Source organism: Azospirillum halopraeferens DSM 3675 (assembly GCF_000429625.1).
GTDB lineage: Bacteria > Pseudomonadota > Alphaproteobacteria > Azospirillales > Azospirillaceae > Azospirillum > Azospirillum halopraeferens.
The window spans coordinates 77,859-91,255 of record NZ_AUCF01000020.1; the positions used below are offsets into that span (position 1 = coordinate 77,859).

A 13,397-nucleotide genomic window follows, 5' to 3' on the forward strand; every position below is an offset into this window, starting at 1 on the left:
GTCAGGCGAATAGTTTGTCGATGTCGTCTTGCGAGAACTTCTCCACCTCGCCCGGCGGCGCGGCCGGAGGAGGAGGAGGTGGTGGTGGTGGTGGTGGTGGTGGTGGCGGCGGGGCCGCGGCGGGAGTCGGAGCCGGCGCCTCGCGCTCCAGCACCTCGGGCATGCTGGTGGCCATCTGGTCGAAGATGGCGTCGATCTCGCCCTGGCTGACCCCGTGGCCTTCGAGCTGCGGACCGTTCAGCAGATGGGCGTCGGGACGGTCGTCGTTGAGCTTGCGGTGGGCCGCCACCTCGCCGTCGCCGAATCCGAGGGCGGCGCGGTCGACCCCCCAAATCTCGATCATGGTGTTCACGCGCTGCTCGATGTAGCGCAGCGTGTTGACCACCTTCGTGGTGCGCTGGCCGGTGATGTCCTGGAACGAGCAGGCGGTCATGATGTCGATGCACTGCGCCTCGATCCCGCCGCCCAGTTCGGCCCAGTCGGGGTCGTCGCGGGGGATGCGGGAGGCGTAGTCGAGAATCCGCTCCGTGGCGTTCAGGATGTCGCTGGTCGCCCGTTCGGTGGCGGCCACGATGGCGTCCAGTTCGGCGGTGGCGGCCATGATGCGGTTGGCGCCGTTGTCCGACGGCTTCAGCGCCGCGATGTCGCTGCGCGCCTGCTGCACGAAGCGGCCGATGGCGTTCAGCTCCTCCTGGATGCGGGTCAGGGCGCCGTCGCCGGGACCGGGGGCGGGAGCCGCAACGGCGGCGCGCCCGGCGGAGGCGGCACCGTGCAGCGCGCCCAGCCGGTCCACCTGAGCCTTCAGGTGAAGGGCAACCCGCTGGAAGTCGTCCACGGCGGCCAGACGGGTGCGGCGATCGCGCATGCGCAGGAAGGCCCTGCCGCGGGCTGTTTGCGACAGAGCTTCTTCAACCTGAAGGTATTCCTGCTCGCTGATCTCGAGCAGAGGCATATCGGTCATCCCCGGCTCCGGCAAGGGCGGGTTGCATGGTTCGTCCGCTGGGCGGACTCTATCCTTCCCCCGGCGGTGCGTAAAGCCGCGCCGCTGCACTCAGGCAGCGACAAGTGTGCGCCGGCCCCATAATGTCGCTTATGATCCGTCTCATCCGGGATACATCGTTGCGTTCATGAAACGTTACCTGCTTCCCGCCGGCCCCCGTCCCCGCGATGCTGCGGCCGCCGATGCCCCCGGCGCGCCCGCCGGCTGGGGTGTGCGCCGGCACCTGGTGGCGCTGGTGCTGGCGGTCACCCTGCCCATGGTGACCCTGGCCGGCGTGCTGAGCGTGCGCCTGGCGCACGTCCAGGGCGCCACCCTGGAACGCTCCCTGGACGAGACCGCCCGCGCCCTGGCACTGGCGCTCGACGCCGACATCGGCGGCGTGGCGGCGGTGCTGGAGGCGGCGATGCTGGCCGGCGGGCTGCCGGCCGCCGACCCCGAACGGTTCGCCGCCACGGCGGCGGCGCTGATGGCGGCGCAGCCGTCCTGGCGTTCCCTGTTCCTCACCGACCCCTACGGCCACACGCTGGTCCGCGCCGGGGAGGCGCCCGACGCCGCGGCCGGTGCGGCGGTGGCGGCGACGGTGCGCGCCGTCATCATCGGGAACCGGATGATGGTATCGGACCTGCTGCCGGCGCCGGCCGGCGGCTCGCCGGTGGTGGCGCTGGCGGTGCCCGTGCGCCGGGAGGGCGCCGCGGAGGGGCCCGTGGACGGAGTCCTGGGTGTGACCCTCGCGGCGGCGCGGTGGAGCCGCATGCTCCAGGAACACCGGGTTCCGCCGGAATGGCTGGGCGTCGTCGTCGATGGCGGCGGCACGGTGCTGGCCCGCGCCCGCGACGCCATCGACTATGTGGGGCGCCGCGCGCCGGACTGGTACATCGCCGCCACCGCCGACGCCGAGGCCGGCATCGCCGAAGGGATGGCCCTGCAGGGGCATACGGTGACCCTGGCCTTCCGCCGCTCGCCGCTCAGCGGCTGGACGCTGGCCTACGCCGCACCCAGCACGGTGGTCGAGAGGCCCCTGTGGGAAAGCGTGTGGACCGCCCTGCTGGCGGGGACGGCGCTGACCCTGCTGGCCGGCCTGCTGGCCCTGCGCATCGGCCGCCGCATCGCCGAACCGCTGCGCAGCCTGGCCGCCGCCGCCCGCTCCGGCGCCCCGGTGCCGCCCCTGCCCGCCTCGGCGGCGCGCGAGGTGAACGAGCTGCGCTCCGCCCTGGCGACCGCCGCCGGGGAACTGGGCGCTGCCGCGGCCGAGCGCGAACGGCTGCTGGCCCGCGAGGCGGACCGCCGCCGCGAGGCCGAGCAGGCCAACGCCGCCAAGAGCCGGTTCCTGGCCGCCGCCAGCCACGACCTGCGCCAGCCCTTCCAGGCCACCCGGCTCTATCACCACCTGCTGGCCGACCACCTGGCCGATGCCAAGGGGCGCGACCTGCACGAGCGGCTGGGCACCGCCCTCACCTCCGGCGAGACGTTGCTCAACGCCCTGCTCGACGTGTCCACCCTGGAGGCGGGGACGGTGCGGCCGGTGCGCTCCCCCTTCCCGGTGCAGGACCTGCTGGACGCCAAGCTGGCCGAAGTGCAGGAGGCGGCGGCGGCCAAGGGGGTGCGGGTGACCTGCCGCCCCTGCCCGGCCATCGTCGACAGCGACCCCATGCTGCTGGGCCGCATCCTCGGCAACCTGCTGGGCAATGCGGTGCGCTACACCACCGCGGGGCGTATCCTGGTGGCCGGCCGCCGGCGCGGCGGCGCCCTGCGCATCGAGGTGTGGGATACCGGCGTCGGCATTCCCGCCGACAAGCTGGAGTGCGTGTTCGAGGACTTCGTCCAGATCGCCAACCCGCAGCGCGACCATCGCCACGGCCTGGGGCTGGGGCTGGCGGTTGTGCGGCGCACCGCCGCCCTGCTGGGCCACCCGGTGACGGTGTGCTCGCGCCCCGGCCGCGGCTCGTGTTTCGCCGTCACGGTGCCCTTCGCCGCAGCCGGGCCGCTGGCCCTGCCGCCGCCGCGTTCCGCCGCCGCCCCCGCCGCCACACGGCGAAGCCTGTCGATCCTGGTGGTCGAGGACCACCCCGACCAGCGCGCGGCACTGGTGCGGCTGCTGGAGGACGCCGGACACCGGGTCACCGCGGCCGGCGACGGCGACGAGGCCCTGGCCGTCCGCCTGTCCGGACCGCCCGACCTGGTGCTGAGCGATTTCCGCCTGCCGGGCGGACTCGACGGCATCGAGCTGGTGCGGCGCCTGGGTGTGCGCTTCGGGCGCCGCCTGCCCGCCGCCATCCTCACCGGCGACACCGATCCGTCCCTGCTGCGCCGGGCCGACCACCACGGCCTGCGCCTGTTGCACAAGCCCACCGGGCCGGCCGACCTGCACGCCGCCATCGCCGACCTGACGCGACCGCCGGCGGGCGGCGGGCGGTGACAGCCGCCGTCAGTCCGATGCCCGCCGCCGTCGCCGGGCCGGAGCGGGCGGCGGGAGGGGTGCCGGTACGGGTTCCGGTGCCGGGGCCGGCTCCGACCGGGACGCGGGCGCTCCGGCGGGGGCAGCAGGGCCGGCTCCGCCACCGGCCATGAACGCGCCGACCCACAGGGGCGGCGCCCAGTGGAAGGGCGATGCGGCCACCAGCACGCCGGCCGGCAGGAGCGGTGCCGTAGCGCGGGCAAAGCCGGCCCACCAGCGCAGGACGGCGAGCGCCGGCCAGGGCGCGTTCGGATAAGGCGCGGGCGTGGTCATGCCGATTCTCCTCGGGCGCGGCCGTCGCGAACGCGGCGGCTCTTCCGGCAGCTTGCGCCCTCCGCGGCTTGAATCAACACCCCGTTTCACCCAAATTTCGCGCGCCGTAACGCATGGGAGAGTGGAATGAACGCAGGACGCGGGCTGATGGTGGCCCTGGCGCTGGCCCTGGCGGCGGGCATCGGCGGCAACCCGGCGACGGCGGCCCTGCCGGCGGCGGTCAACGGCACCACCACCATCGCCCCCATGCTGGAGTCGGTGACCCCCGCGGTGGTCAACATCGCGGTGATCTCGCAGGCTCCCCAGCACGACAATCCCCTGCTGCGCGATCCCTTCTTCCGCCGTTTCTTCAACATCCCCGACATGCCGCAGGGGCGCCCCCAGGCCAGCGCCGGGTCGGGCGTCATCGTCGACGCGGCGCGCGGCTACGTCATCACCAACCACCACGTCATCGCCAATGCCCGGGAGATCCAGGTCACCCTGAAGGACCGGCGCCGCCTGCGCGCCCGGCTGGTGGGATCGGACGCGGCGACCGACATCGCGCTGCTGCAGATCGAAGCCGCGGGCCTGACGGCGCTGCGCTTCGGCGACTCGGACCGCGCGCAGGTGGGCGACTTCGTGGTCGCCATCGGCAATCCCTTCGGCCTGGGCCAGACGGTGACGTCGGGCATCATCTCGGCCCTGGGCCGCAGCGGGCTGCGGGTGGAGGGCTACGAGGACTTCATCCAGACCGACGCCTCCATCAACCCCGGCAACTCCGGCGGGGCGCTGGTCAATTTCCGGGGCGAGCTGATCGGCATCAACACCGCCATCATCGGCCCGGCCGGCGGCAGCGTCGGCATCGGCTTCGCCGTGCCGGCGGCCATCGTGCGCGCGGTGATGGACCAACTGGTTGAACATGGCGAGGTCCGGCGCGGCCGGCTGGGCGTCGCCATCCAGGACCTGACGCCCGACCTGGCCGACGCCCTGCAGGTCACCGGCGAGGCGGGAGCGGTGATCGCCCAGGTGGAGCGGGGCTCCGCCGCCGACCGCGCCGGCATCCGGCCGGGTGACGTGGTGATATCGGTGGACGATCAGCCCGTCGCCAGCGGCACCGAACTGCGCAACCGCATCGGACTCTTGCGGATCGGCACCCCGGTGCGGTTGACTTTTCTGCGCGGCGGCACGCCGCAGACCGTGACCGTCCGCACCGCGAAGTGAGGTCGATGCCGCTTCCACCGTCCCGCCGCTCCGCCGGCTCCCCCCGCGGCCAGCCGCCCGGCCGCCCCGGACCGGCCGCCGCCCCGCCCGACCCGGCGGCGCGGCGGCGCGAGGCGGCGACCATGCTGATCCGCCTGGACGAGATGCTGCGCACGGCGGGCGACCTGGCGGCGGCGGCCCGCGACCGCGTCAGCGTCGGCGGCCTGACCCGCTACCGCCGCTTCACCCGCAAGGTGCGTGATTTCTTCGCGCTGGCCGCCCTGGCGGACGAGAAGCTGGAGGCACTGCCGCCCGACCTGGCGGCACCGCTCGCCACCGCCCTGGACCGGCTGCACGCCCGCATGGTGCTGGTGTTCGTGGAGGAGAGCGCGGCCTTCTTCGCCATCTTCGTGCGCGTCAAGCACCTGCCCATCGGCACCCACGAGATGTGCGGGCTGGAGCTGCGCGGCCTGCTGGCGATCCGCGGCTTCCTGGACGATCCCCGCTACGAGGGGGAGCGCGGCCTGGCCCTGCGCGGCAAGGCCGACCGCATCGCCGAGCTGATGCGGGCGGTGATGGCCCGCATCCCGCCCCTGCCCGACTTCGGCGACCTGCCCAGCGTCGGCCCCAAGGGGTCGGTGAACAAGCCCATCAAGGCGGCCCGCGGCCGGCCCGCGGCACCGCCCCCGGCGGCCGGCCCGGCGGCACGGCCGGCGCCGCCGCCGGCTGCACCGCCGGCGGCGCCGGAGCGGCCGCCCGAGGTTCGCCAGCTCACGCTGGACGATTTTCAGTAACGCGCGCTCAGCGCTTGCCTTCCGGGGCCGTCAGGGCGCCCACGGCGGCACCGCCCGCGGCACCCACGAGACCGCCGACCAGCGCGCTGCCGCCGGTGACACCGCCGATCAGCGCACCGCCGGCACCGCCGACGGCGGCCCCCGTCAGGGCGCGGTTCTCACGGTGCGACAGCCCCTGGCAGCCGGCCAGAAGCAGGGCGGCGGCGAGGACGATTGCGGATGACTTGAACATGCTCCAACCCGTTTCTGTGGTTCGATGACCAGAGTTTTGGGGATCCGGCGCGGCCGCGGCCGTGACGAATTTGGGGTGGAGCCCCCGATCGAACGGGGTGGTGCCGGACGGACACAGGGGAGGGGGAGCGTCGCCGCACGCCCCCCGCCCCCCGCCATCCGCTCGCCGTCACTTCTTCAGCGCGGGGTCCTCTCCCTTTGAGCGGGCCTTGCCCGCCTCCTCGGCGCGGCGCAGGTCCTCGCCCTGGGGACCGTCGACGGCGTCGCGGGCGCGCCGGGCGTCACCCTCGACGTCATGGTTCTCCACATGATCACGCACCCCCTCGCGGTAATGACGGTCGGCGGTGCGGTTGCCTTCACCCTCATTGCCCTTGGCAGCCATGGTTTCCTCCGGTTTCGGGTTGATACCAATTTGCTTCAACCGGTGATCGGGCCGACGGTTTCATGGGGATGGAAGTCGATATCGATGGCATTACCGCATACGATACCCCACAATTCGTTTATGGCTTTTAACCGCTTCGGGGAATATTGAGATTACTTCGATGTTTCACTTTACGAGGAATGGGCGACCCGGTACATGAACGCCAGGTGATGCAACCGGGCGGTGGCGCGGCGGCATCCCTTTCACCCCTGACCAGACCGCCGAGTGATCGCCCCGATGCCGCCAAACGCCCATGCCTCGCTTCCCCGCAACGCGCACACGCCGGCCCCGACGCTGGGACGGGTGATCCATCTGCAAACCGCGGACGTCTGGGTGGTGCGGCACGGCGGCGCGCTGGCGGAACTGGACGGGCGCACCTTCTGGTCCACGCCCGAGGCGCTGCGGGCCGCCGCGGCCCGGGCGGGGCTGGCGCTGTCGGACCTGGTGTGCCGCACCGGCCACGACCGGTAGCGCCGCGCCCCGTCCGGGCGGTCGTCGCTTTCACGGCCGCCGGCCCCGGCGGTTTCACGGTCCGGGGCCGTTCAAGCGGAGGGAACGCTTCCGAAGTGCGGAACCGGTTCGCGAACCGCCCCGCGCAGGATGTCCAGGAACCTGGCCGGGGCCGGTGAGAGTGTTCGGCCGTTCTTGCGGATGACACCGATCTTTCTCGTCAATCCGGGGGTCCGGATCGGCATCATGGACACCCCCTCGCACGATGCGGAGTCAATGGCCGACTCGGGAAGAATGGACACACCCAGCCCGGCCCGCACCATGCCGATGGCCGTGGACATGTAGTTCGCTTCGCAGACGAGGTTCACCGCCAGGCCGTCCTTCTCCAGCGCCCGGTCCACGAGGGCGCGCACGCTGCTGTCCCGCGCGGTCAGAATGAGAGGATGTTTCGCGACATCGCGCAGTGTCAGGGCGCCCGACGTCCGCAAGGGATGGTTGGCGGGGAAGAAGGCGCACATGCTGTCCGTCAGGAGATCGGTGAATTCAATCTCCCGCTCCGGCCGCACGCGGGGGCCGACACCGAAGTCAACCTCCTCCGACCTGACCAGCCTGACGATGTGATCGGCCACGACGTCGACGACCTGGATCCTGATCCCGGGATATTCCGCCGTGAAGCGCCGGATGACCCTTGGAAGCAGGCCGGCGGCAACGGACGGCAGCGTCGCGACGGTCACCGTGCCGCGCTTCAGTCCCGCCAGGTCATGGGAGGAGTTCATCACGGCTTCCAGATCGACCAGAACCCTTTGAAGAGGGGGCATCAGGTCTTTTCCGGCCTCCGTCAGCATCACCTGGCGCTTGTTGCGATCGAACAGCTTCACGCCCAGCGCCTCTTCCAGTTGCCGGATCTGCACCGTCAGGGCGGGTTGGGAAACATGGAGTTCCGCGGCGGCTTTGGTGAAATTGCCGGTGCGTGCGACCGCGAGGAAAGCCTTGATATGGCGGAGCCCCTGAATCATAGCAGATGCCAAATAACCGTTACGCCTTCAGTTCCATAGAGAAACTAATATAGAAACGATAGCCTGTCAATCGCACCGCGTCTCAATTTCAAAGTCATGAATGTTTCGCAGGGTTTGTGATGTCGCGGCAATTCTCAAGGAATTTGGCAAAGGAGAACCTTCGGGCATCACCGTATTTTTCTGCGCCGCCGAACCCATCGGCCCGATGTCACCGCCCTGGCCGGGTTGCAGGGTCATGCCGAAGGCCATGCTGCGGCATTTCGCCATCCGCCCCTCTCCGGCCCACCGATCGCCGCGGCACATGCCGCCGCAACGGATATCCGCCCACGGTGCCGACCGTTGGCCGGTTGCCGGACATCCCCCGCCGGCGCCCCGCAAATCCGCCGTTTCGGTACCGCTCCCGACCGTCCGGCGGCCGGACACCGTGCCGTGCCGAGTGGGGAAACAAATTAAGAAAGCTGATCACTGTAATACCATAAATTAATTTCTATTATGAAATTCCGGCCGGTAATGTTCCATTTGAGCGGGGTTGTTGGCCACCGGCATGAACGGCACGTCACGCCAATCAAGCGGGGTCATCAACCGAATACGCGACGTCATGCTTGAAAAATTCACGCGATCACCGGGCGTATGAGGCTTTGGCATGGTTGCCATAAGCCAAGCATCACGCAATCAGGCGACGGCGCTTTCGCGCTCGCAAAGAATACACAACCCACAGAGTTGGTGTTGTATATAAGGAGGTGTCCATGATTGCGTTAGCCGGGCTTCTGACGATCGTACTCGTCTTGGCTGGCATTCTCAGCAAGAGACTGTCACCCATGGCGGCACTGATCGTCATACCGATCCTCGCCGCCCTTCTTGCCGGTTTCTCCGTCGCCGACACCGGAAAATTCGCGGTCTCCGGCATCCGGAACATCGCGCCCGTCGTCGGCATGTTCGTCTTCGCGATTCTGTTCTTCGGCATCGTGAAGGACGCGGGAACGCTGGACCCGATCATCGACGGAATCCTGCGCGCCGTCGGCGTGCGGCCGTCCCGCATCGTCGTGGGCGCGGCCGTTCTGGCCGCCATCGTCCACCTGGACGGCTCGGGCGCGGTGACGTTTCTCGTGACCATTCCGGCGATGCTGCCGCTGTTCGACCGCCTGAAGATGGACAAGCGCATCCTCGCCTGCGTGGTCGCCATGGCGGCGGGCACGGCGAACATGCTTCCCTGGGGTGGCCCGACGCTGCGCGCCGCCACATCCCTGCAGGTGCCGATCGGTGATCTGTATCTGCCGGTCATGCCGGTCCAGATCACCGGCCTGCTCTTCGTCTTCCTCTGCGCCTGGGTGCTGGGACGGCGCGAGGAGAAGCGTCTGGCGCTCACCGGCGCCGGTTCGGCAGCGGACATCGAGTACACCCGGCCGCCCCTGAGCGAGGCCGAGCAGAAGCTGGTCCGTCCGAAGCTGTTCCTGGTCAACATCGCGCTGGTGCTCGCCGTCCTGGGGACGATGATCGCCGAAGTCGCGCAGCCGGTGATCTGCTTCATGGTCGGCACGATCCTGGCGCTGATGATCAACTATCCGGACATGAAGGCCCAGCGCGAGCGCATCGACGCCCACGCCAGGGCCGCCCTGATGATGGCCTCCATCCTGCTGGCGGCCGGCGTGTTCACCGGTGTCATGAAGGACACCAAGATGCTGACGGAGATGGCCAGCTTCGCCGCCGCCCATCTTCCGAGGGATCAGGTGCAGCACATGCCCGTCATCCTCGGCCTGATTTCCATGCCGCTGAGCATGCTGTTCGATCCGGACTCCTTCTACTTCGGCATCCTGCCGGTCCTGGCCGAGGCCAGCAAGGTGATGGGGCTGGATCCCGTCCAGATGGGCCAAGCCGCCGTCCTCGGCCAGATGACGACGGGCTTCCCGGTCAGCCCGCTGACGCCCGCCACCTTCCTTCTGGTGGGGCTGTGCAACATCGATCTGGCCGAGCATCAGAAGTTCACCTTCCTCTTCCTCTGGGCAACGTCGGTCGTCATGACCATTGCTTGCCTCGTCTTCGGGGTCTTCTCTCTCTGAACGGGGATTGCCACCATGAAAACCATTCGCATCGGATCGGGCGCCGGCTACTCGGGCGACCGCATCGAGCCGGCAGTCGAACTCGCCGAGAGTGGCGACATCCAATACCTCGTCTTCGAATGCCTGGCCGAACGCACCATCGCCATCGCCCAGCAGGCCAAGCTGAAGGACCCGGCCAAGGGCTACGACCCGCTGCTGGCCGACCGCATGCACGCCGTGCTGCGCCTGTGCCATGACAAGGGCATCCGGATCATCACCAACATGGGCGCCGCGAACCCCGCGGCCGGCGCCGCCAGGGTCCGGGAGATCGCCCGGTCCCTCGGGCTGCGGAACCTGAAGATCGCCGCGGTGTCCGGCGACGACGTTCTGGAGACGCTCAAGGCCGGCGACCACCGCATCGAGGAAACCGGTGCCCCGGTGGCGTCGATGGCCAACACGCTGGTGTCGGCCAACGCCTATCTCGGCGCCGCCCCCATCGTCGAGGCGCTGAGGAACGGGGCCGACGTCGTCATCACCGGCCGGGTCGCCGATCCGGCGCTGTTCCTGGCGCCGCAGATCCACGCGTTCGGCTGGGCGATGGACGACTGGGACCGCCTCGGCAAGGGCACCGTCGTCGGCCATCTGCTGGAGTGCGCCGGCCAGATCACCGGCGGCTATTTCGCCGACCCCGGCGTCAAGGATGTGGCCGCGCTGGCCCGTCTGGGCTTCCCCATCGCCGAGGTGTCCGAGGACGGCAGCGCCGTCATCACCAAGGTCGAGGGCTCCGGCGGCGCGGTGACCACCGCCACCTGCAAGGAACAGTTGCTCTACGAGATCCACGACCCGTCCACCTACCTCACCCCTGACGTGGTGGCCGACTTCTCGCACGTCACCTTCGAGCAGGTCGGCACCGATCGGGTGCGGGTCTCCGGCGGCACCGGGCGCGCCCGGCCGGAGACGCTCAAGGTGTCGGTGGGCTACATCGACAGCTACATCGGCGAGGGGCAGATCTCCTACGCCGGACCGGGCGCGGTGGAGCGCGGGCGGCTGGCGCTCGCGATCGTCCGCGAGCGGCTGGCGCTCACCGCCGTTCAGACCACCGAACTGCGCTTCGACCTGATCGGCGTGGATTCCATCCATGGCGACCGCGTCGCCGCCGCCGCTCCCGAACCGTACGAAGTGCGCGTGCGGGTCACCGGGCGGGCCGACTCCCTGAAGGAGGCGGTGCGCGTCGGCAACGAGGTGGAGACCCTCTACACCAACGGCCCGGCCAGCGGCGGCGGCGCCACCAAGTCGGCCAGGGAGGTCGTCGCCATGCTGTCGGCGCTCCTGCCCCGCACCCTGGCGAAGCCCGCCGTCGAATTCCTGGAGGCATGACATGAAACTCCGCGACATCGCCCACTCGCGCACCGGCGACAAGGGCGACATCTCCAACATCTCCGTCATCGCCTTCGACGAGAAGGACTTCCCGCGCATCGCGGCGTACGTCACCCCGGAACGGGTGAAGGAGCACTTCGCCGGGGTCGTCCATGGCGACGTCGTCCGCTACGCGATCCCGAGCATCGGCGCCCTGAACTTCGTGATGCAGAAGGCGCTGGGCGGCGGCGTGACCCGCTCGCTGGCGCTCGACGCCCACGGCAAGTGCCTGGCATCGGCGCTGCTGGACCTGGAGATCCCGGACGGGGCGGCCTGAGGCTTTCGGACGCGGTGCGGGCGCGGCGCCCGCACCGCCCGGACGGTCGTCACAGGACGCACAACCGGCCGTGCCTCTGCCCGGCAGGCAATCGCACGGCATCAAATGCAGCGGCCCCCGCATCGATGCGCTCGAAGCGGTCCGGCGCGCGAACGAGGATCGGTCATGAAGAAAGTGGTCAAACTGACCGACGCCGTCTCCCGCATTCCCGACGGCGCGGTCCTGATGATCGGGGGGTTCATGGGAGCCGGCACCCCGCCCGGCCTCATCGACGAACTCGTCCGCCAGGGAAAGCGCGAGCTGACGGTGATCGGCAACGACACCGCCCGCCCGGGGGTCGGGATCGGCAAGCTCATCGCGGCGCGGATGGTGCGCCGGGTGATCACCAGCCACATCGGCACCAACCCCGAGACGCAGCGTCAGATGATCGCCGGCGAGACCGAGGTGGAACTGGTGCCGCAGGGCACGCTGGCCGAGCGCATCCGCGCCGCCGGCTTCGGCCTGGGCGGCGTGCTCACGCCGACCGGCGTCGGCACCGTGGTGGCGGACGGCAAGCGCACGATCGAGATCGACGGCCGCAGCTTCCTGCTGGAACTGCCGCTGAAGGCCGACTTCGCGCTGATCAACGCCTGGCGCGCCGATTACCTCGGCAACCTCGAATTCGCTCTGACCTCGCGCAACTTCAACCCGCTGATGGCGATGGCGGCCGCGGCCGTCATCGCGGAGGCCGAGAACATCGTGCCCGTCGGCGTCATCCCCCCCGACTCGGTCGGTGTGCCCAACGTGCTGGTCGACCATCTGGTCGGCAAGGAGCGGTCCCATGGATGAAAAGACGCTGATCGCCCGGCGCGTGGCGCTGGAGTTCCGGGACGGTGACCTGGCCAATCTGGGGATCGGGCTGCCGACCCTGGTGGCGCGTCACCTGCCCCCCGGCATCGATGTGTTCTTCCAGTCCGAGAACGGCATCATCGGCATGCAGGCTCTTCCGCACGAGGGCGTCGCCTGGAACGACCTGACCGACGCCGGCGGCAGCCCGATCGGCGCCGTTCCCGGTGCGGCGGCCTTCGACAGCGCCCTGTCGTTCGGCCTGATCCGCGGCGGGCACCTGGACGTGACGGTTCTGGGCGGCCTGCAGGTGGACGAGCAGGGGCAGCTCGCCAACTGGATGGTGCCCGGAAAGATGGTGCCCGGCATGGGCGGCGCGATGGATCTCGTCTCGGGCGCCAGGCGGGTGATCGTCGCCATGACCCACACGGCCAGGGGCGAGCCGAAGATCATGAAGCGCTGCACACTGCCGCTCACGTCGGTGCGCCGGGTCGATCTCGTGGTCACCGACATGGCCGTCATCGAACCGACGGCGGACGGCCTGGTGCTGAAGGAAACCGCGCCGGGCATCACGGTCCGCGACGTCCTGGCGGCCACCGAGGCCACGCTGATCGTCCCGCCCGACGTGCCGGTCATGCCCATCACGGCCTGACCCCCCTTCCCGTGGCCGGCACCCGATCCGGGCACCCCGGATCGGGCCCCCGTGCCGCACGCGTGCGCTCGCAGCGCATCGGCTCTCCCGACGCCTGAACAAGGACTCCCTCCCATGTCCGCATCCACCATCATCACCGTGACCGTGCCGGTCGCGTTCCGGATCTCCGTGGAGGTTCCGGCCAACGGGCCCGCCACGGCCGAGACGATCGCCGCATCGGCGGCGGAGCATTTCGCCCACGTCAGCCGGGCGCAGGTCCGTGCCTTCAACGAGGTGAACCGCATCCACGCGCCCGGCGCCGGCGTGGTCACCGCCGTGACCAGCGGCCTTGACGCCGCCCGGCAATCCGCCGCTTGAGGAAAGAGAGCAGAG

At 70.2% G+C, this 13,397-nt stretch carries 16 protein-coding genes; 10 read left to right on the forward strand and 6 right to left on the reverse strand.

What is annotated here, in order from left to right; genetic code table 11:
• Position 1 precedes the first annotated feature (1 nt).
• Positions 2-961 (reverse strand): protein phosphatase CheZ, encoded by a 960-nt coding sequence (locus tag G472_RS34085; protein WP_035692912.1) that lies wholly within the window; start codon positions 959-961, stop codon positions 2-4.
• 166 nt (positions 962-1,127) lie between these two features.
• On the opposite strand from G472_RS34085, the gene G472_RS37390 reads away from it, so the two are divergent.
• The gene (locus tag G472_RS37390; protein ID WP_051340979.1) at positions 1,128-3,416 is read left to right on the forward strand and encodes an ATP-binding response regulator; all 2,289 of its coding nucleotides are present in this window, start codon (positions 1,128-1,130) and stop codon (positions 3,414-3,416) included.
• Between the two features lie 9 nt (positions 3,417-3,425).
• Here the strand turns inward: G472_RS37390 and G472_RS38205 are convergent, their stop codons facing one another.
• Entirely contained in the window at positions 3,426-3,728 is a 303-nt protein-coding gene (locus tag G472_RS38205) for a hypothetical protein (RefSeq protein ID WP_084536745.1), read from the reverse strand.
• 126 nt (positions 3,729-3,854) lie between these two features.
• On the opposite strand from G472_RS38205, the gene G472_RS34095 reads away from it, so the two are divergent.
• Both G472_RS34095 and G472_RS34100 read left to right on the forward strand, forming a co-directional pair.
• Positions 3,855-4,928, forward strand: a complete 1,074-nt coding sequence (locus tag G472_RS34095) for a Do family serine endopeptidase (RefSeq protein ID WP_035692914.1) — start codon at positions 3,855-3,857, stop codon at positions 4,926-4,928.
• A 5-nt stretch (positions 4,929-4,933) separates the two neighbouring features.
• The gene (locus G472_RS34100) at positions 4,934-5,701 is read left to right on the forward strand and encodes a hypothetical protein (protein ID WP_051340980.1); all 768 of its coding nucleotides are present in this window, start codon (positions 4,934-4,936) and stop codon (positions 5,699-5,701) included.
• Between the two features lie 7 nt (positions 5,702-5,708).
• Here the strand turns inward: G472_RS34100 and G472_RS0118030 are convergent, their stop codons facing one another.
• Positions 5,709-5,933 (reverse strand): hypothetical protein, encoded by a 225-nt coding sequence (locus tag G472_RS0118030; RefSeq protein ID WP_029009481.1) that lies wholly within the window; start codon positions 5,931-5,933, stop codon positions 5,709-5,711.
• Positions 5,934-6,101: 168 nt separating this feature from the next.
• Positions 6,102-6,314 (reverse strand): hypothetical protein, encoded by a 213-nt coding sequence (locus G472_RS34105; protein ID WP_035692916.1) that lies wholly within the window; start codon positions 6,312-6,314, stop codon positions 6,102-6,104.
• Positions 6,315-6,590: 276 nt separating this feature from the next.
• On the opposite strand from G472_RS34105, the gene G472_RS38900 reads away from it, so the two are divergent.
• Positions 6,591-6,824 (forward strand): hypothetical protein, encoded by a 234-nt coding sequence (locus G472_RS38900; RefSeq protein WP_029009482.1) that lies wholly within the window; start codon positions 6,591-6,593, stop codon positions 6,822-6,824.
• 71 nt (positions 6,825-6,895) lie between these two features.
• Here G472_RS38900 and G472_RS0118045 read toward each other — a convergent pair whose 3' ends face one another.
• Complete coding sequence (locus G472_RS0118045; RefSeq protein WP_029009483.1) at positions 6,896-7,819, reverse strand: LysR family transcriptional regulator; 924 nt, start codon at positions 7,817-7,819, stop codon at positions 6,896-6,898.
• 66 nt (positions 7,820-7,885) lie between these two features.
• Positions 7,886-8,086: a hypothetical protein gene (locus tag G472_RS38905; RefSeq protein WP_156927170.1), complete on the reverse strand. Its 201-nt coding sequence runs from the start codon at positions 8,084-8,086 to the stop codon at positions 7,886-7,888.
• Between the two features lie 479 nt (positions 8,087-8,565).
• Here G472_RS38905 and G472_RS0118050 point away from each other — a divergent pair, with 479 nt between their 5' ends.
• From G472_RS0118050 to G472_RS0118075, 6 genes are all read left to right on the forward strand, one after another.
• Positions 8,566-9,876 (forward strand): CitMHS family transporter, encoded by a 1,311-nt coding sequence (locus tag G472_RS0118050; protein ID WP_029009484.1) that lies wholly within the window; start codon positions 8,566-8,568, stop codon positions 9,874-9,876.
• Positions 9,877-9,891: 15 nt separating this feature from the next.
• On the forward strand, positions 9,892-11,232 hold the full coding sequence (locus G472_RS0118055) for an acyclic terpene utilization AtuA family protein (protein WP_029009485.1): 1,341 nt from the start codon (positions 9,892-9,894) through the stop codon (positions 11,230-11,232).
• Position 11,233: 1 nt separating this feature from the next.
• Positions 11,234-11,548 carry an AtuA-related protein gene (locus G472_RS0118060; protein ID WP_029009486.1) on the forward strand — a complete coding sequence of 105 codons (315 nt, stop codon included), beginning with the start codon at positions 11,234-11,236 and terminating at the stop codon, positions 11,546-11,548.
• A 165-nt stretch (positions 11,549-11,713) separates the two neighbouring features.
• The gene (locus tag G472_RS0118065) at positions 11,714-12,376 is read left to right on the forward strand and encodes a CoA transferase subunit A (protein WP_029009487.1); all 663 of its coding nucleotides are present in this window, start codon (positions 11,714-11,716) and stop codon (positions 12,374-12,376) included.
• Complete coding sequence (locus G472_RS0118070) at positions 12,369-13,025, forward strand: 3-oxoacid CoA-transferase subunit B (protein ID WP_029009488.1); 657 nt, start codon at positions 12,369-12,371, stop codon at positions 13,023-13,025. Before G472_RS0118065 ends, G472_RS0118070 begins: the two co-directional genes overlap by 8 nt.
• 114 nt (positions 13,026-13,139) lie before the next feature.
• Positions 13,140-13,382 (forward strand): hypothetical protein, encoded by a 243-nt coding sequence (locus G472_RS0118075; RefSeq protein WP_029009489.1) that lies wholly within the window; start codon positions 13,140-13,142, stop codon positions 13,380-13,382.
• The last annotated feature ends 15 nt before the right edge of the window (positions 13,383-13,397 follow it).